We start from the raw sequence: 17,209 nt of genomic DNA on the forward strand, positions 1-17,209 counted from the left end.
AACTCCCAGCCCTGGCGGACTCTTGATGCAAGCCCGCATTGCCGTTAATCGAATCGAGAAGTAGCGATGGACCAATCGACACAGACATCCGTGAAGCCGCGCACCCTGGCCGAGAAGGTTTGGGAAGACCACGTCGTGGCGCGCGGTGAGGGAGAGGGCGCAGCCAGAGAGCCCGATCTGATCTACATCGACCTGCATCTCGTGCACGAGGTCACCAGCCCGCAGGCGTTCGACGGCCTGCGATTGGCGGGCCGGCCGGTGCGACGGCCCGACCTGACGATCGCCACCGAGGACCACAACGTGCCCACGGTCGACATCGACAAGCCGATCGCGGATCCGGTTTCTCGCACCCAGGTCGAGACATTGCGGCGCAACTGCGAGGAATTCGGCATCCGGCTGCACCCGATGGGCGATGCGGAACAGGGCATCGTGCACATCATCGGCCCGCAGCTGGGCCTGACGCAGCCGGGCATGACGGTCGTGTGCGGGGACAGCCACACCTCGACCCATGGTGCGTTCGGCGCCATCGCCATGGGCATCGGCACATCCGAGGTCGAACACGTGATGGCCACGCAGACACTGCCGCTCAAGCCGTTCAAGACCATGGCGGTCAACGTCGACGGCGTGCTGCCGCCCGGCGTGAGCGCCAAGGACATCATCCTGGCCGTGATCGCCAAGATCGGCACCGGCGGTGGCCAGGGTCACGTCATCGAATACCGGGGCAGTGCCATCGAGGCGCTGTCCATGGAAGGCCGGATGACGATCTGCAACATGAGCATCGAGGCGGGGGCACGGGCCGGAATGGTCGCTCCGGACGAGACCACCTTCGAATTCCTCAAGGGCCGTCCGAACGCTCCCAAGGGGGCCGATTGGGACGCCGCCATCGCGGCGTGGAGCCAGTTGCGTACCGATGCGGGCGCCGAATTCGACACCGAGGTCTACCTGGACGCCGCCACGTTGAGCCCGTTCGTGACGTGGGGCACGAACCCGGGTCAGGGAATCCCGCTGTCGGCGTCGGTCCCGGATCCGGAGTTGATGGGCGACGACGGAGAGCGTCAGTCGGCGGAGAAGGCTTTGGCCTACATGGACCTTCGGCCCGGGATGGCGATGCGCGACATCGCCGTGGACACCGTGTTCGTCGGGTCCTGCACCAACGGCCGGATCGAGGACCTGCGGGTGGTCGCCGACGTGCTGCGCGATCGCAAGGTCGCCGACGGGGTTCGGATGCTGGTCGTGCCGGGCTCGATGCGGGTCCGGGCCCAGGCCGAATCGGAAGGTCTCGACCGGATATTCACCGCCGCGGGCGCCGAATGGCGTCAGGCCGGCTGCTCGATGTGTCTGGGCATGAACCCCGACCAACTGTCCGCGGGGCAGCGCTGCGCCTCGACTTCCAACCGGAATTTCGAGGGCCGGCAGGGCAAGGGTGGCCGCACCCACCTCGTCTCGCCGGCCGTCGCGGCAGCCACCGCAGTACGCGGAAAGCTGGCCTCCCCTGCCGATCTGCCTGCCGCGTCCCGCTGAGAGGAACCCAAGAATGGAAGCGTTCAACACTCACACCGGCATCGGCGTCCCGCTGCGGCGGTCCAATGTCGACACCGACCAGATCATCCCCGCCGTCTATTTGAAGCGGGTCACCCGAACGGGTTTCGAGGACGGATTGTTCGCCGCGTGGCGAGCGGATCCGTCGTTCATTCTGAATCTCCCGCCATTCGACAAAGGCTCGGTGTTGGTCGCCGGACCCGATTTCGGCACCGGATCATCACGCGAACATGCCGTCTGGGCGCTCATGGACTATGGCTTCCGGGTGGTTATCTCATCTCGTTTCGCCGATATTTTCCGCGGCAACGCCGGCAAGGCCGGGCTATTGGCGGCGGAAGTCGCTCAAGATGATGTCGAGCTCTTATGGAAGCTGATCGAGCAGAATCCTGGGCTGGAAATCACTGTGAATCTTCAAGATCGAAATATCGTCGCCGGAACGGTTGTGCTGCCGTTCAGAATTGACGACTACACGGCTTGGCGCCTGCTCGAGGGACTCGACGATATAGGCCTTACGCTGCGGAAACTCTCGTCGATCGAGGATTACGAGAAGCATCGGCCGACCTGGAAGCCGCGCACTCTCCCGGCCTGATCGAGGGCCTCGTACGGGTGCTTCTGCGCCCGAATTCGCCGCGTGCCGAACCGCTTCAGAACCCAACCGGGCGGAGTCCAAGTGGGGCAAGCGGATTGCCGGATTGTTCGCTAGCTACGCCTGAAATTGCGCGTGGCTCTTGGAAATCAGTGGTCACAGGGTTTACCGTGTCCTCTAGTCGGTCCAAGGAGGACCACTGGTTTCGGAGGTTTTGGATGAACAAAGCGGAGCTCATCGACGTACTCACAACCAAACTGGGCACCGATCGTCGGCAGGCTACCGCCGCGGTGGAGAACGTTGTGGACACCATCGTCCGCGCGGTGCACAAGGGCGACAGCGTCACGATCACCGGCTTCGGTGTCTTCGAGCAGCGCCGCCGCGCTGCCCGTGTGGCGCGTAACCCGCGCACCGGCGAGACGGTGAAGGTCAAGCCCACCTCGGTGCCGGCTTTCCGTCCGGGCGCTCAGTTCAAGGCGGTTGTTTCTGGGGCGCAGCGTCTCCCGTCTGACGGCCCGGCCGTCAAGCGTGGCGTCACCGCCGGCCCGGTCAAGCGTGCCGCCGTCAAGAAGGCCGTCGCCAAGAAGGTGGCTGCCAAGAAGGTGGCTGCCAAGGCTCCGGCCAAGAAGGCCGCGACCAAGGCTCCTGCCAAGAAGGCCGCGACCAAGGCACCGGCCAAGAAGGCCGCGACCAAGGCACCGGCCAAGAAGGCCGCGACCAAGGCTCCTGCCAAGAAGGCCGCGACCAAGGCACCGGCCAAGAAGGCCGCGACCAAGGCTCCCGCCAAGAAGGCCGCGACCAAGGCACCCGCCAAGAAGGCCGCGACCAAGGCTCCCGCCAAGAAGGTGGCTGCCAAGAAGGCGCCGGCCAAGAAGGGCCGCAAGTAATTACGGTAAAGGCACGTCGTGAGCGCTAGGTCAGCTCACGACGTGCCTTTCCTCGTGTTGGTCTAGCTGCCGGAAGGCAGCGGACTGCCGAGGTGGTCCGCAGCGATCAGCCGGCCGTCCGCCATCGACAGCACCCAGGTGCTGCCCTTGCGATTTCCGGTCGTCTGCGGGCGAACCTGTGAGCGCGAGCACCACCACGAGATGAGATCGGGAATCACCTTGCCCTGCGTGCAGATCACCGGGGTCCCCGCCCGGGTCGCGAGTTCGAGCACCCGGTTGCGACCGGCCTTGTGGTCGGAGTTGTAGGCCTCCTCGGTCAGCGCCGGCTCATTGTGGATGTCCACGCCGAGTTCCTGGGCCAGGGGCTCCAGGGTCTGATGACAGCGCAACCGATCGGCCGCGTAAAGCGTTGTGGCACCGAATGCCGATAGTTGGGCGACCAAAGCCTCGGCCTGTGCCCGGCCCTTCTTGTCCAGCGGACGCTTGCGGTCATCGCCCTTGAAACGTGATCGCCGCCCGGCCGTGCCGTGCCGGACGATCAGCACCGTCTGGGTATCGGGTGGCTGTTTTGCGAAGCGCCGCAACACTTTTCGATCGTGCGGGTAAACCAGCTGATCCGCTGCCGCATGCACCGGCAGCCAGATGAGCTTGTCCACCTCATCGTTGGGGGTGAAGTCACCTCCCGTCGCGCGGGCAGCCCAGTACCAGACCCGTTTGGTCCCCTGTGGGATGTCGTACGAGATCGAGCCGAGCCGGCGACCGAGCTGCGCGGTGTAGCCCGTCTCCTCGTGGACCTCGCGCACGGCGGCCACCGGATCGGTTTCGTCGAGCTCGACCTTGCCCTTCGGCAGGGACCAATCGTCGTACCGCGGGCGGTGGATGACGGCCACCTCGGTCACGGCTACGCCCGCGGCGTCTTCGCCGCCGCGCCACAACACGGCGCCCGCCGCGGGCACCAGCTTGGTGCCCGGCTTGGCCGCCTTCGTGCTGTCGTCGGACACCTCAACTCCTGCAGGTCATTCACCGGCCAGGGCAGTCGGCCCGGTGGGGATCAGGGGTGCCGGTGACGTTCCATCAGCGACACCTGGTGGTCGCGGACTGTCTGCCCCTCCTGGGGCAGCGCTGTCCAGTGACCATCGTGTCGCAACTCCCAGCACCGGGTGGCCGGATCCATCGCGGACTCGAACACCTCGTTGAGTTGCGCGGTCAGCCTCGGATCCTTGACCTGAGCCATCACTTCGACACGGCGGTCGAGATTACGATGCATCATGTCGGCACTGCCGATCCAGAACTCGTTGGTGGCGCGGAAGTGAATAATCCGCGAGTGCTCGAGGAAGCGGCCGAGGATCGAGCGCACCCTGATGTTGTCGGAGTATCCGGGAACGCCCGGGCGTAGGGCGCAGATGCCCCGGACCACGATCTCGACCGGGATGCCGGCCTGCGACGCCCGATAGAGCGCATCGATCACCTGCTCGTCGACCAGAGCATTGGCCTTCAACCGGATTCCGGTCGCGGCCCCCTCGTGATGCGCGGCGATCTCGCGGTCGATGCGCTCGATGATGCCCTTGCGCACACCCCGCGGCGCCACCAGCAGGTTGCGGTAGGAGTCCTTGCGCGAGTAGCCGGTCAGCGAATTGAACAGGTCGGTCAGGTCGGCGCCGATGTCGGGATCGGCGGTGAGCAGGCCGACGTCTTCATACAGCCGCGCGGTTTTCGGGTTGTAGTTGCCGGTGCCGATATGGCAGTAGCGCCGGATCGTCGACCCTTCACGCCGCACCACAAGGCAGGTCTTGCAGTGGGTTTTGAGGCCGATCAACCCGTAGACCACGTGTACCCCGGCCTGTTCGAGAGCCCTGGCCCACTTGATGTTGGCCTGTTCGTCGAAGCGGGCCTTGATCTCGACGAGTGCGACCACCTGCTTGCCGGCCTCGGCAGCGTCGATCAGCGCGTTGACGATCGGTGAATCGCCGGAGGTGCGGTAGAGAGTCTGTTTGATCGCCAGCACGTTGGGGTCGGCGGCGGCCTGCTCGATGAAGCGTTGCACCGTGGTGGAGAACGAGTCATAGGGGTGGTGCACCAGCACGTCCCCGTCACGCAGCGTCGAGAAGATGCTCTTGGGCGTCTCACGTTCGCCGAAAGCCGGTGGGGTGGCGGGCACGAACGGCCGATCCTTGAGGGCGGGCCGGTCCACGGCGTAGATCTGCCAGAGCGCGGACAGATCCAGCAGCCCGGGCACCTCGATCACGTCGCTCGGGGCCACATCCAGTTCCCGCAGCAGCAATTCGAGCATGCTCTCGGTCATGTCGTCCGACACTTCCAACCGGACCGGCGAGCCGAATCGCCTGCGGGCGAGTTCGCGCTCGAGCGCCTGCAGCAGATCCTCGTCGCGGTCCTCTTCGACCTCGAAGTCGGCGTTGCGGGTGATCCGGAACGCGTGGTGCTCGACGATCTCCAGGCCGGGGAACAACACCGGCAGGAACGCGGCGATGAGCTCCTCCATCGGCAGGAACCGCACCACGTTCGATCCGTCGGTCGGTGCGCTCAGCTCCACGAAGCGCCCGACGTTGTCGGGGACCTTGATCCTGGCGAAGTGCTGCCCGCCGTCTTCGGGATGTTTGACCGTGATGGCCAGATTCAGGCTCAGCCCACTGACGAACGGGAACGGGTGCGCCGGGTCCACCGCCAGCGGGGTGAGGACCGGGAACACCTGTTCGTGGAAGTAGGAAGAGAGCTTCGCGCGCTCGGCCTCGTCGAGCTCGGCCCAGTTGACGATGACGATGCCCTCTTCGGCCAGCGCCGGGCGGACCGAGCTGAGGAACACACTCGCATGACGGCTGGCGATCTGCTGGGTGCGTTCGTTGATCCGGCGCAGCTGCTCGCGCGGCGACAGACCGTCGGCCGAACGCACCGAAAGCCCCATCTCGTCGCGGCGTTTGAGGCCGGCCACCCGGACCATGTAGAACTCGTCGAGATTGGACGCGAAGATCGCCAGGAACTTTGCCCGCTCCAGCAGCGGCAGTGACGGATCGGCGGCCAGGGCCAGCACACGCGCGTTGAAGTCCAGCCAGCTCAGCTCGCGGTTGAGGTAGCGGTCCTCGGGCAGCGCGTCGTCCACGGCCGGCCAGGTGGCCGCCGGTGGTGCCTCCGGTGTCGCTGACACGATGGGCTGCCCCGGTGCGGTCGAGTTGGTGTCCCGTTCAGAGTTGTCGGACCGGGTCGTTGGCTCGGCTTCGGTGGCTTCGCTCATCTGTCCGATCATTCCCTATGCCAGGGGTGCGGGGCTACCTACTGGCATGCCTGCCCAGGGTGCGCGCGGTTGCGGCTCCGACACCGAGGCGTCGCGCCACCTGGAGATCGTCGGGTGTGTCGATGTCGCAGCGCAGACCGGGCCACGCGCCGGTGAGTTCGATCGCACCGGAGTGCCGATGGCGCGCAGCAGAATCGGATCCGAAGTGCGGAGCCAGCGAAGTGCCGAATGCGAACAGCGCAGAGGTGCCCGTGCCGTGCCGGTCTCCGACGAAGCTGCGTTGATAGCCGCGGGCCAGGGTCAGGGCCTCGGCCAGCTCCTGGGGCTGCAGGGCAGGCAGATCGCCTTGGAGAACAACGATATTCGGTGCGGTGGAGCGGAGTTCGGCCTCGGCCGCGGCGATGGCGTTGTTGAGTGGGTCACTATGACCGGGCGGTGTCGGGTCCATCAGAACCCCGGCGCCGAGTTGCCTGGCGGCGTCGGCCGCGGTGTCGTCGGGGGTCACGACTGTCACCGGGGCGATCGAGGACGCGGCAGTGATGGTGTCGACGAGCATCGCCAGCACCACGGCCTCGCGGGTGGCCGCGGAGAAGATGGGCGCCAGCCGGGTTTTTGGCGGCCGACAGCCGTTTCACCGCAATCACCAGCGTGACGTCAGCGGCCTGCGTTGCTGCTGCGGCGTTGTCGCTTCGGGAGCCGCTCATGGGTTCATCCTGCCAGCCCGGCCGGCTTCGGCGAGTGGCGCAGCCGCCGGGATAGGGTGAGCGGGTGGTAGAGGCTGCGGTGATGGGTGCCGGTGCGTGGGGGACGGCGCTGGCCAAGGTGCTGGCGGACGCGGGTAATCCGGTGACGATGTGGGCCCGGCGCCCCGAGGTTGCCGACGAGATCAACACCGAACATCGCAACAGTCGCTACCTGGGCGACGTCGTGCTGCCCTCGACGATCCGGGCCACCAGCGATCCGGCCGAGGCGCTGGCCGGCGCGTGCACGGTGCTGCTCGGGGTTCCGGCGCAGCAGCTGCGGGCGAACCTGGAGGGCTGGAAGCATCTGATCGGTGACGACGTGACGCTGGTGAGCCTGGCCAAAGGAATCGAACTCGGCTCACTCATGCGGATGAGTCAGGTCATCGTCCAGGTGACCGGCGCCGATCCGTCCCGGGTGGCGGTGGTGACCGGGCCGAACCTGGCCAGCGAGATCGCCGACGAGCAGCCCGCGGCCACCGTCGTCGCGTGCAGCGACTCCGGCCGCGCGGTAACACTGCAACGCGCCCTGGCCACCGGCTACTTCCGGCCCTACACCAACGCCGATGTCGTCGGTGCCGAAGTGGGCGGGGCCTGCAAGAACGTCATCGCGCTGGCCTGCGGAATGGCCGTCGGTGTGGGGCTGGGGGAGAACACCGTTGCCGCCATCATCACCCGCGGCCTGGCCGAGGTGATGCGATTGGGTATCGCGCTGGGTGCCACCCCGGCGACGTTGGCCGGGTTGGCCGGCGTCGGGGATCTCGTGGCCACGTGCACCTCCAGCCATTCCCGTAACCGCACCTTCGGTGAGCGGCTGGGTAAGGGCGGCACCATGGAATCGGCGTTGACCGCGGCAGGCGGACATGTGGCCGAGGGCGTGGCATCGTGCGAATCGGTGTTGGCGCTGGCATCCAGCTACGGCGTCGAGATGCCGTTGACCGACGCCGTTCATAGGGTGTGCCACAAGGGATTGTCGGTTCACGAGGCAGTCGCAGGACTGTTGGGGCGCAGCACCAAACCGGAGTGACAGCCTCCGGACGTGAGGAGGTAGCAGGTATGGACGGCATGTACGGCGATTCCACCCGGAGCGTCAAAGCCGTTGGTCTGGAATCGATTCCGGGACAACCCGTGGCCCCGATCCCGGTACCGGCGTCGACGTACCATCTCTCGCCCGACGAGACCGAGCCGCTGGACAGCTACGGCCGCAGCTCCAACCCGTCATGGCGACAACTGGAATCGGCACTCGCCGAACTGGAAGGGGCCGGCGCCGCGCTGACGTTCGGGTCCGGCATGGCCGCGATCACCTCGACGCTGCGGGTGCTCGCCAAACCCGGAACCACGCTGGTGGTCCCGGCCGACGGCTACTACCAGGTCCGCCGCTATGCGGTCGAATACCTTGCACCGCAAGGCATCACGGTGATCGAGGCGAATGTCGCCGATATCTGCGATGCGGCCGCCCACGCCGACGTGGTGCTCGCCGAGACGCCGGCCAACCCTGGGCTCGACGTCGTGGATCTGCACCGGCTGGCGATGACCTGCCGCGGTCGCGGTGCCACGCTCGTCGTCGACAACACCACCGCCACACCGCTGGGCCAACAACCGCTTTCGCTGGGCGCTGACCTGGTGGTGGCCAGCGCCACCAAATCACTGTCGGGTCACAGCGATCTGGTGGCCGGCTACGTGGCGGGCAGCCAGCCCGAGCTGATTGCCGCGATAGAGCGGGACCGGCTGCTGGCCGGGCCGATCCTGGGCGCGTTCGAGGCGTGGCTCGTGTTGCGCAGCCTCGGCAGCGCCGGGCTGCGTTTCGAACGGCAGTGCCAGAACGCCGCGGCCCTGGCGCTGATGCTGCGCAGCCATCCCGCGGTGCGCTCGGTGCGCTATCCCGGGCTGCCCGAAGACCCGGCGCACGAACTGGCGGCCACCCAGATGAAGCGGTTCGGCGGATTGGTGTCGATCGAGCTGGCCGACGCCGCGGCTGTGCATGGCCTGGTGGACCGCAGCGCCCTGCTCATCGCCTCGACCAGCTTCGGCGGGATTCACACCTCGGTCGACCGCCGGGCCCGCTGGGGTGACCCGGTACCTGCCGGGTTCGCCCGCATCTCGGCCGGGATCGAGGACACCGAAGACCTGCTGACCGATGTCGAGCAGGCGCTTCGGACATGAAAGCCCAGGTCAGGATCCGCCGAAATGCAGGGACCGACCGGGACGGTAGCCTCTCTAGGTTGTGACAGGGCGTAATCAGACCGGATCCCGCACGCGCGTCGCCGTCGTCTACGGCGGGCGTAGCTCGGAGCACGCGATCTCCTGCGTATCGGCAGGCAGCATCCTGCGCAATCTCGACCCCGAGCGATTCGAGGTGGTCGCGGTCGGCATCACTCCCGACGGTTCGTGGATGTTGACCGACGGGCGTCCCGAGACCCTCGCGATCACCGACGGTCAGCTGCCCGAGGTCACCGAGACGTCCGGTACCGAACTCGCGCTGCCCGCCGCCCCCAACCGCAGTGGCCAGCTGCTGGCGCTGAGCAACGGTCCCGGTGAGTTGCTGGCCGCCGTCGACGTGGTCTTCCCTGTGCTGCACGGCCCCTACGGCGAGGACGGCACCATCCAGGGCCTGCTGGAGTTGGCCGGGATTCCCTACGTGGGCTCCGGTGTGCTGTCCAGTGCTGCCGGGATGGACAAGGAGTTCACCAAGAAGCTCCTCGTCGCCGAGGGCCTGCCGATCGGCGACTTCGTCGTGCTGCGTCCCAGCGATGCCACCCTCGACCTGGAACAGCGGGAACGTCTCGGCCTGCCGGTGTTCGTCAAGCCCGCCCGGGGTGGCTCCTCGATCGGCGTCAGCCGGGTCGCGGCGTGGGATGAACTGCCCGCGGCGATCGAGCTCGCGCGCCGCCACGACCCGAAGGTCATCGTCGAGGCCGCGGTGCCGGGCCGCGAACTGGAATGCGGTGTCCTCGAATTCCCCGATGGCAGCGTCGAAGCCAGCACCGTGGGCGAGATCCGGGTGGCCGGAGTGCGCGGACGCGAGGACGGCTTCTACGACTTCGCCACCAAATACCTTGTCGACGCGGCCGAATTGGATGTGCCCGCCAAGGTCGACGACGACGTGTCCGAGGAGGTCCGCCGGCTGGCCGTGCGCGCGTTCACCGCGATCGACTGCCAGGGACTGGCCCGCGTCGACTTCTTCCTGACCGACGACGGACCCGTGATCAACGAGATCAACACCATGCCGGGGTTCACCACCATCTCGATGTTCCCGCGCATGTGGGCGGCCAGCGGCGTCGACTACCCGACGTTGCTGACCGCGATGGTCGAGACCGCGCTGGCCCGGGGCACCGGCCTGCGCTGACGCATCACCGCGCCGGGGCCGGTGCCGGTTCCTGGGCGGCCATGGTGCGGGCGATCTGACCGGAGATCTGCTGAATGGGTGTCGGCCCCGAACCGGCGGGCAGGGTCAGCGCGACGTACACCGGGCGGTCCACGGCGTACCACGTGCTGCGGCCCTGGTCGTCGGCGGCCGGGCCGGCTTCTCCCACTCTGAACCACTGGATCTCGTCGACCACCTGCAGCGGAGTACCCACGACGAAATCGGTGGGGCGTTCCAGCCCGCATCGCAGGACGACGGGCTCGGTGTCGGGCTCGGCACGCCAGGCCGCGGTGCCGGGAGGCGTGGGGTCGACGGTCGGGGCGCGGCGGAAATCACCGAGCTGCTGGGGGAGTGCGTTGAGCAGGTCGTGGCACTGCTGGCTGTCGGCCTGCGGTGCCGGTATCGCCGGGATGGCGACGGGTTGCTGCTCGGGTGAGCGCTGCCGGGACGCCGCGATTCCGAGGACGGTGATCAGCACCGAGACCGCGACGACGACCGCCGCGATCAACAGGGCGCGGGGCGGTCCATCGGTGGTGTGCGAGTCGGTCACACCACCAACTCTATGGCTGGCCGGCGTTGGCGATCGGGCAGGTCAGGGTCCGGGTGATCCCGGGTACCTGCTGCACGGCGGGGACCACGTCGGACTGCAGCAGCGCCAGCGTGTCGGCACTGATGCGCAGGACCACGTCATAGGGCCCGGTCACGTATTCCGCGGACACCACGCCCGGCAGGGCGGAGAGTTGTTTGGCGACGACTTCGGCGCGGCCCACCTCGGTCTGGATCAGCACGTAAGCCTCCACCACCGGCTGTCTCCTCCGTCTCGCTGCATAAACTGCTGGCCGCAGGCACCAAACGTACCGCAGGTCGGGTTCGGGTTCAGGACGCGGCAGCCGACCGGCAGGAGGCCATATGACCGGCGAGACCATCGGCAGCGATTCCGCTGACGACAACGACGACACCTTGGCGGGAGCCGGGGAATTCGCCGTCATCGACCGATTGGTCGCCGGACGCACGCAAGCCGACGCGGTGACCCTGGGCCCCGGCGACGACGCGGCCGTCGTGACGGCGGCCGACGGCCGCACGGTGGTCTCCACCGACATGCTGGTGCAGGACCGCCATTTCCGGCTGGATTGGTCGACGCCGCACGATATCGGCCGCAAGGCCATCGCCCAGAACGCCGCCGACATCGAAGCGATGGGCGGGCGGCCCACGGCATTCGTGGTGGCGTTCGGCGCCCCGTCGGACACCTCCGTCTCCGCCGCGGCGAGCGTGACGGACGGACTGTGGGACGAGGCGCGTCAGCTGGGCGCCAGCATCGCAGGCGGTGATCTGGTCAGTGCCCCGCTGTGGGTGATATCGGTCACGGTGCTCGGCGACCTCGGTGGCCGGGAACCGGTGCGCCGCAGCGGTGCCCGGGCCGGCGACACCGTGGCGGTGGCCGGCGAACTGGGGCGTTCGGCAGCCGGATACGCGCTGCTGCACCGCGGCATAGCAGGGTTCGCGGCATTGCGGCAGCGGCACCTGACCCCGCAGCCGCCCTACGGGCAGGGCGCCTGCGCCGCCGACGCCGGTGCCACCGCGATGACGGATGTGTCCGACGGCCTGCTCGCCGACCTGGGCCACATCGCGACGGCCTCGGGGGTCGGCATCGACGTGGACAGGCGCCTTCTCGACGGCGACCGGCAGGCGGTCGCCGAGGCCGCCGCAGCGGTGGGGGCCGACCCGTGGGAGTGGGTGCTCGGCGGCGGTGAGGACCACGCGCTGGCCGCGACATTCCCCGGAGCGCTGCCTCCGGGGTGGCGGGCCATCGGACGGGTGCTCGACGGCCCGCCGGAAGTCCTGGTCGACGGCGGCGCGTGGACCGGAAATGCGGGATGGCAATCGTTTGACTGAGGGCTCACGCTAAGTTGGCTTTCCGTGACTGCTGCGGATGCGACGAGCGATTCAACAGGTGCACGCCCCCTCAATGAACTTGTCGAGGACGGCTGGGCCCGCGCGCTCGAGCCGGTGGGGGAGCACGTCGCGCAGATGGGGGAGTTCCTGCGCGCCGAACTCGCCGCCGGCAGGCGCTATCTGCCCGCCGGTCAGAATGTTCTGCGCGCCTTCACCTTTCCTTTCGACAAGGTGCGGGTGCTGATCGTCGGTCAGGACCCGTATCCGACGCCGGGGCATGCCGTCGGCCTCAGTTTCTCGGTGGGTGCCGACGTGCGCCCGCTGCCGCGCAGTCTGTCGAACATCTTCACCGAGTACACCGAGGATCTCGGTCATCCGCAGCCGGCCAACGGTGACCTCACCCCGTGGTCGCAGCAAGGCGTGATGCTGCTCAACAGGGTGCTCACGGTGTCCCCGGGGACGCCGGCCTCACACCGGGGCAAGGGCTGGGAAGCGGTGACGGAGTGCGCGATCCGGGCGCTGGTGGCGCGCGAGCAACCAATGGTGGCGGTGCTGTGGGGCCGTGACGCCTCGACGCTGAAACCGCTACTGGCCGAAGGCGACTGCGCGACGATCGAATCGCCGCATCCGTCGCCGTTGTCGGCGTCGCGGGGATTCTTCGGGTCACGCCCGTTCAGTCGTGCCAACGAACTACTGCAGCAGAAAGGCGCCGACCCGATCGACTGGCGGTTGCCCTGAGCGGATCAGGGCATCGGGCCCGGCGGCTGCGGAATGGCCGGCGGAGCCGGAATGCCCGGTGAGGGGATCTCGATGGTGACGCTCCCGCCACCTTCACCTGGTGAGGTGGGCATCTCGGTCGTCGAAGACGTCTCCGAGGTGGGGTTGCCATCGGTGGAGGTGCCGCCACACGCGGTCAGCATCGAGCCGACCGCGATGGCGGCAGCGAATGTCCAGAGCGGTGCATGTGATGCACGACATAGGGCCATGACGGCAGGACATACCCTGCCGTGCCCTTGAATAAACGAGCCGGTGGCGCGCCGATCAGGCACGCAACGCGCGCAACGTCAGCCGCGCGAGACCTTGCCGGCCTTGATGCAGGAGGTGCAGGCGTTCACGCGCTGCTTGTTGCCACCCGGACGTGCCACGGCACGCACCGACTGGATGTTCGGATCCCAGCGCCGGCTGGTCCGCCGATGCGAGTGCGACACCGACTTGCCGAAGCCCGGGGCCTTTCCGCAGATATCGCACACGGCAGCCATATCAACAACTCCTCGAAATCAGTCCTTGGGGGGTCTGGGCCCGCTCGCCGCAAAACGGCGGGGCTCAACCCGACAACCTGATCAGAATACCGGGAGGCCAGAGGATCGCCAAAACGGCCCGTGAACACGACCCCAGGTTGTCCACAGCAGGCGGTGCTCTGATCAAGTTTGTCGCTGTCAGTCGATAGGCTGGCGCCCACGGCGGTGACCGCGGGGGATGGCCGCGGATTTCTGTGGGATCTGATGGGGATTGGGAGGTCCGATGTCGGCTCGGCGGCTGGATGCCCCCGCTCTGCGGGCATGGGCCCACGCTGCCGTCGATGACCTGATCACCCATACCGACGAGATCAACCGACTCAACGTCTTCCCGGTGGCCGATGCGGACACCGGGACAAACATGCTGTTCACGATGCGTTCGGCATGGGCGCATGTCGACGCCGAGCCGGCCGACGGGGACATCCCCGCGGTGGCCAGCGCGTTGGCGGCCGGGGCGTTGCAGGGGGCCCGGGGCAACTCCGGGGTGATCCTGTCGCAGATCCTGCTCGGGCTGGCCGAGGTCATCACCACCGCGGCGGCCCAGCGTGACGGCGACCTGCCGGCCGTGGATGCCGCGCTGTTCGGAGCTGCGCTGCGCCACGCCGCCGACCTGGCCGTCACCTCGATGGGTGAGCCCGTGCCGGGGACCATCGTGTCGGTGCTGCAGGCCGCGGCCGAGGCCGCCGCACGCTGCGCGGCCGAGGGCGGTCATATCGCTGACGCGGCCGCGGCCGCCGGCGAGGCCGCATCGGCCGCCCTGGATCGCACACCGGAACAACTCGACGTGCTGGCCAAGGCCGGCGTGGTCGATTCCGGTGGCCGCGGCCTGTTGGTCCTGCTGGACGCGATGACGGCCACCCTGGCCGGGCATGCGCCCCGCAGGCCGGTCTACACCCCGGCCTCACCGCAGGCAGCGCTTGCCGCCACAGAACTGGCCGCCACCCAGGCCCCGCCTCAGTTCGAGGTCATGTACCTGCTGACCGGATGCGGCGCCCCCGCCGTCGAGGGGTTACGGGCCGCGCTGGAGCAGATGGGTGAGTCGGTGGCGATCGCCGCTTCAGGCGGTGATCAGTACTCGGTCCACGTCCACGTGGATGACGCCGGGGCAGCGGTCGAGGCCGGGCTCGCGGTCGGGTCCTTGAACCGCATCCAGATCACCGCGCTGACCGTGGCCCCGGGCCTCAGGTCTGCCGGCGGCTGGGCTCGTGAGCGGGCCGTGCTGGCCGTCGTCGACGGGGACGGTGGCGTCGAGCTGTTCGCAGGTGAGGGCGCGCACGTGTTGCGGCCCGACGCGGGCGAGCCCGTCAACGCCCAGCAGTTGTTGCGCGCCCTGGTCGACGTGGGGGCTGCCCAGATCATGGTGCTGCCCAATGGGTACGTCGCCGCCGAGGAACTGGTCGCGGGCTGCACGGCGGCGATCGGGCGGGGCATCGATGTCGTGCCGGTGCCGGCCGGTTCGATGGTGCAGGGGCTGGCGGCGCTCGCCGTTCACGACGAGAGCAGGCAAGCGGTCGACGACGGGTACACCATGGCGCGAGCGGCCGCGGGGGCGCGGCACGGTGCGGTGCGGATCGCCACCGAAGAGGCGTTGACCTGGGCGGGCTCCTGCAAGCCGGGCGACGGGCTTGGCATCGCCGGCGATGAGGTGCTGATCGTGGGACCCGACATCACCACGGCTGCCGCCGGGTTGATCGACCTGTTGATGGTGGCGGGTGGGGAACTGATCACGGTGCTGACCGGCGACGGGGTGGACGGCGCCGTGGGGCAGGCGCTGAAGGCTCATGTGCACCGTGCGCACCTCGGCGTCGAGTTGGTGACCTATCACACCGGCCACAGCGGCGACGCCCTGCTGATCGGGGTGGAGTAGTGGTCAACCTCAGTGACCGCCTCGAGTTCGTGATCGGAAAGAAGAACGCGGACAAGCTGAACGCGAATTTCGGCCTGCGCACGGTCAACGATCTGCTGCGGCACTACCCGCGCAAGTACAGCGACGGCATGACGGTGCGCGGCGAGGGGGAGGCCCTCGACCTGGAGGAGGGTGAGCACGTCACCTTCATCGAGGTCGTCACCGAAACCAAGGTCGGCGACATGAAGCCGATCTTCAACAAGGCGACGGGCAGGCAGAAGAGCCGAAAGTGGTTGCGGGTCACCCTGGGTGAGCACCGGCCCACCGTGACGGCGACGTTCTTCAACGCCGGGTGGATGGTCGACAAGCTGGAGACCGGCACGCGGCTCATGCTCTCGGGCGAGGTCAAGTACTTCCGCAATGCCCTTCAGCTGGACCATCCGGCCTTCCTGGTCTTGAATCCACCGCCCGGCAAGCAGATCGGGACCAAGTCACTCAAGACCATCGCAACCGCATCGGGCGCCACCGGGGAAGAGATGCTCGCGGAGTTCGAGCGGGATTTCTTCCCGATCTACCCGGCCTCGAAGCAGGTGCAGAGCTGGGACATCTACGCATGCGTGCGTCAGACCCTCGACGTCCTCGACCCGGTCCCGGATCCACTGCCGGAATCCTTTGTGCGCGAACATAATCTGATGTCAGAGGATGCGGCCCTGCGGGCCATTCACCTGGCCGAGAACGCTGTTGAACGTGAGCGGGCCAGTGAGAGGCTGACCTTCGATGAGGCCATCGGACTCCAGTGGGGCCTGGTGGGCCGCCGTTACAGCGAGTTGAGCGAATCCGGTCCTCCCGCACCGCCCGTCGAGGGCGGGCTGGCGGCCGCGATGCGCAGTCGGATGCCGTTCGAGCTGACTGCCGGCCAATCTGAAGTGCTGGAAGTGATCTCGGGCGAACTGGCCTCCACGCGGCCGATGAACCGGATGCTGCAGGGCGAGGTGGGTTCGGGCAAGACCATCGTGTCGGTGCTGGCGATGCTTCAGATGGTCGACGCGGGCTACCAGTGCGCCTTGCTGGCGCCCACGGAAGTGCTTGCCGCCCAACATGCGCGCTCGATCCGTGACGTGCTGGGGCCGCTGGCGATGGCAGGGCAACTCGGCGGCGCAGACGCATCGACCGGTGTCGCGCTGCTGACCGGATCGATGACAGCACCGCAGAAACGTGCAGTGCGCGGCGAGGTGGCCTCCGGGCAGGCCGGCATCGTCGTCGGTACGCACGCTCTGCTGCAGGATGCGGTGGAGTTTCACAACCTCGGCATGGTGGTCATCGACGAACAGCACCGGTTCGGCGTCGAGCAGCGGGATGCATTGCGTGCCAAGGCGCGTGATGGGTTGACTCCCCATCTCCTGGTGATGACGGCCACGCCGATCCCGCGCACGGTGGCGCTCACGGTGTTCGGCGATCTGGAGACCTCGACGCTGCGCGAGCTGCCCCGTGGCCGTCAACCCATCACCACCAACACCATCTTCATCTCGCAGAAGCCGGCCTGGCTGGACCGCGCCTGGGCTCGTATCCGCGAGGAGGTGGGCGCGGGGCGACAGGCCTACGTGGTCGCCTCGCGTATCGACGAGTCGGACAAACCCGGAGACAACAAGGACGGGCGCGGCGGCCCGCCGCCCGTCACGGTGGTCGAACTGTTCGACCGGCTGAGTGCGGGCCCGTTGTCCGGGCTGCGGCTCGGGCTCATGCACGGCCGGTTGTCCGGCGACGAGAAGGACGCCGTGATGAGCGCGTTCCGGGCCGGCGAGATCGATGTCC

General features: G+C 67.9%; 16 protein-coding genes and 1 pseudogene. 10 read left to right on the forward strand and 7 right to left on the reverse strand.

Annotation, left to right across the window (positions count from 1 at the left end; translation table 11 throughout):
* The first annotated feature begins 66 nt into the window (after positions 1–66).
* From leuC to TX88_RS13540, 3 genes are all read left to right on the forward strand, one after another.
* Positions 67–1,521 (forward strand): 3-isopropylmalate dehydratase large subunit, encoded by a 1,455-nt coding sequence (leuC, locus tag TX88_RS13530; RefSeq protein ID WP_044517471.1) that lies wholly within the window; start codon positions 67–69, stop codon positions 1,519–1,521.
* 13 nt (positions 1,522–1,534) lie between these two features.
* Positions 1,535–2,128, forward strand: coding sequence for a 3-isopropylmalate dehydratase small subunit (leuD, locus tag TX88_RS13535; RefSeq protein ID WP_044517473.1), 594 nt, complete (start codon positions 1,535–1,537; stop codon positions 2,126–2,128).
* A gap of 215 nt (positions 2,129–2,343) precedes the next feature.
* The gene (locus tag TX88_RS13540; RefSeq protein WP_044517475.1) at positions 2,344–3,012 is read left to right on the forward strand and encodes an HU family DNA-binding protein; all 669 of its coding nucleotides are present in this window, start codon (positions 2,344–2,346) and stop codon (positions 3,010–3,012) included.
* A 62-nt stretch (positions 3,013–3,074) separates the two neighbouring features.
* Here TX88_RS13540 and mutT1 read toward each other — a convergent pair whose 3' ends face one another.
* The 3 genes and pseudogenes from mutT1 to cofC form a co-directional block, all read right to left on the reverse strand.
* Positions 3,075–4,013 (reverse strand): 8-oxo-(d)GTP phosphatase MutT1, encoded by a 939-nt coding sequence (gene mutT1 / locus TX88_RS13545; protein WP_044517477.1) that lies wholly within the window; start codon positions 4,011–4,013, stop codon positions 3,075–3,077.
* Positions 4,014–4,063: 50 nt separating this feature from the next.
* Positions 4,064–6,271: an RNA degradosome polyphosphate kinase gene (locus TX88_RS13550; RefSeq protein WP_044517479.1), complete on the reverse strand. Its 2,208-nt coding sequence runs from the start codon at positions 6,269–6,271 to the stop codon at positions 4,064–4,066.
* Between the two features lie 22 nt (positions 6,272–6,293).
* Positions 6,294–6,963, reverse strand: a pseudogene (cofC, locus tag TX88_RS13555) (2-phospho-L-lactate guanylyltransferase).
* A gap of 64 nt (positions 6,964–7,027) precedes the next feature.
* Between cofC and TX88_RS13560 the strand changes: the two are divergent.
* From TX88_RS13560 to TX88_RS13570, 3 genes are all read left to right on the forward strand, one after another.
* Positions 7,028–8,026 carry an NAD(P)H-dependent glycerol-3-phosphate dehydrogenase gene (locus TX88_RS13560; RefSeq protein WP_084621898.1) on the forward strand — a complete coding sequence of 333 codons (999 nt, stop codon included), beginning with the start codon at positions 7,028–7,030 and terminating at the stop codon, positions 8,024–8,026.
* Positions 8,027–8,055: 29 nt separating this feature from the next.
* Complete coding sequence (locus TX88_RS13565) at positions 8,056–9,162, forward strand: cystathionine gamma-lyase (protein ID WP_044517480.1); 1,107 nt, start codon at positions 8,056–8,058, stop codon at positions 9,160–9,162.
* Positions 9,163–9,223: 61 nt separating this feature from the next.
* The gene (locus TX88_RS13570; protein WP_044517481.1) at positions 9,224–10,345 is read left to right on the forward strand and encodes a D-alanine--D-alanine ligase family protein; all 1,122 of its coding nucleotides are present in this window, start codon (positions 9,224–9,226) and stop codon (positions 10,343–10,345) included.
* A gap of 4 nt (positions 10,346–10,349) precedes the next feature.
* Here TX88_RS13570 and TX88_RS13575 read toward each other — a convergent pair whose 3' ends face one another.
* The gene (locus TX88_RS13575) at positions 10,350–10,913 is read right to left on the reverse strand and encodes a DUF3515 domain-containing protein (RefSeq protein ID WP_044517482.1); all 564 of its coding nucleotides are present in this window, start codon (positions 10,911–10,913) and stop codon (positions 10,350–10,352) included.
* A gap of 10 nt (positions 10,914–10,923) precedes the next feature.
* Positions 10,924–11,166 (reverse strand): Lrp/AsnC ligand binding domain-containing protein, encoded by a 243-nt coding sequence (locus TX88_RS13580; protein WP_044517483.1) that lies wholly within the window; start codon positions 11,164–11,166, stop codon positions 10,924–10,926.
* 106 nt (positions 11,167–11,272) lie between these two features.
* On the opposite strand from TX88_RS13580, the gene TX88_RS13585 reads away from it, so the two are divergent.
* Together TX88_RS13585 and TX88_RS13590 are read left to right on the forward strand one after the other, a co-directional pair.
* On the forward strand, positions 11,273–12,256 hold the full coding sequence (locus TX88_RS13585; RefSeq protein ID WP_044517484.1) for a thiamine-phosphate kinase: 984 nt from the start codon (positions 11,273–11,275) through the stop codon (positions 12,254–12,256).
* A 24-nt stretch (positions 12,257–12,280) separates the two neighbouring features.
* Positions 12,281–12,994: a uracil-DNA glycosylase gene (locus TX88_RS13590; protein ID WP_044517485.1), complete on the forward strand. Its 714-nt coding sequence runs from the start codon at positions 12,281–12,283 to the stop codon at positions 12,992–12,994.
* 5 nt (positions 12,995–12,999) lie between these two features.
* Here TX88_RS13590 and TX88_RS34245 read toward each other — a convergent pair whose 3' ends face one another.
* Positions 13,000–13,242, reverse strand: coding sequence for a hypothetical protein (locus TX88_RS34245; RefSeq protein WP_162563137.1), 243 nt, complete (start codon positions 13,240–13,242; stop codon positions 13,000–13,002).
* A gap of 78 nt (positions 13,243–13,320) precedes the next feature.
* Entirely contained in the window at positions 13,321–13,515 is a 195-nt protein-coding gene (rpmB, locus tag TX88_RS13595) for a 50S ribosomal protein L28 (RefSeq protein ID WP_003881125.1), read from the reverse strand.
* A 262-nt stretch (positions 13,516–13,777) separates the two neighbouring features.
* Between rpmB and TX88_RS13600 the strand changes: the two genes are divergently transcribed.
* Together TX88_RS13600 and TX88_RS13605 are read left to right on the forward strand one after the other, a co-directional pair.
* The gene (locus tag TX88_RS13600) at positions 13,778–15,418 is read left to right on the forward strand and encodes a fatty acid kinase ATP-binding subunit FakA (protein ID WP_044517486.1); all 1,641 of its coding nucleotides are present in this window, start codon (positions 13,778–13,780) and stop codon (positions 15,416–15,418) included.
* Positions 15,418–17,209, forward strand: a 1,792-nt coding sequence (locus tag TX88_RS13605) for an ATP-dependent DNA helicase RecG (RefSeq protein ID WP_044517487.1), incomplete at its 3' end; no start/stop codon positions are given. The genes TX88_RS13600 and TX88_RS13605, both read left to right, overlap by 1 nt.

It is taken from the genome of Mycolicibacterium septicum DSM 44393 (assembly GCF_000455325.1).
GTDB lineage: Bacteria > Actinomycetota > Actinomycetes > Mycobacteriales > Mycobacteriaceae > Mycobacterium > Mycobacterium septicum.

Bases quoted from the DNA above. Each gene is read 5' to 3' on its own strand.
- leuC (WP_044517471.1), top strand. From the start codon at position 67: ATGGACCAATCGACACAGACATCCGTGAAGCCGCGCACCCTGGCCGAG.
- leuD (WP_044517473.1), top strand. From the start codon at position 1,535: ATGGAAGCGTTCAACACTCACACCGGCATCGGCGTCCCGCTGCGGCGG.
- TX88_RS13540 (WP_044517475.1), top strand. From the start codon at position 2,344: ATGAACAAAGCGGAGCTCATCGACGTACTCACAACCAAACTGGGCACC.
- TX88_RS13550 (WP_044517479.1), bottom strand. From the start codon at position 6,271: ATGATCGGACAGATGAGCGAAGCCACCGAAGCCGAGCCAACGACCCGG.
- TX88_RS13565 (WP_044517480.1), top strand. From the start codon at position 8,056: ATGGACGGCATGTACGGCGATTCCACCCGGAGCGTCAAAGCCGTTGGT.
- TX88_RS13585 (WP_044517484.1), top strand. From the start codon at position 11,273: ATGACCGGCGAGACCATCGGCAGCGATTCCGCTGACGACAACGACGAC.
- TX88_RS34245 (WP_162563137.1), bottom strand. From the start codon at position 13,242: ATGGCCCTATGTCGTGCATCACATGCACCGCTCTGGACATTCGCTGCC.
- rpmB (WP_003881125.1), bottom strand. From the start codon at position 13,515: ATGGCTGCCGTGTGCGATATCTGCGGAAAGGCCCCGGGCTTCGGCAAG.
- TX88_RS13600 (WP_044517486.1), top strand. From the start codon at position 13,778: ATGTCGGCTCGGCGGCTGGATGCCCCCGCTCTGCGGGCATGGGCCCAC.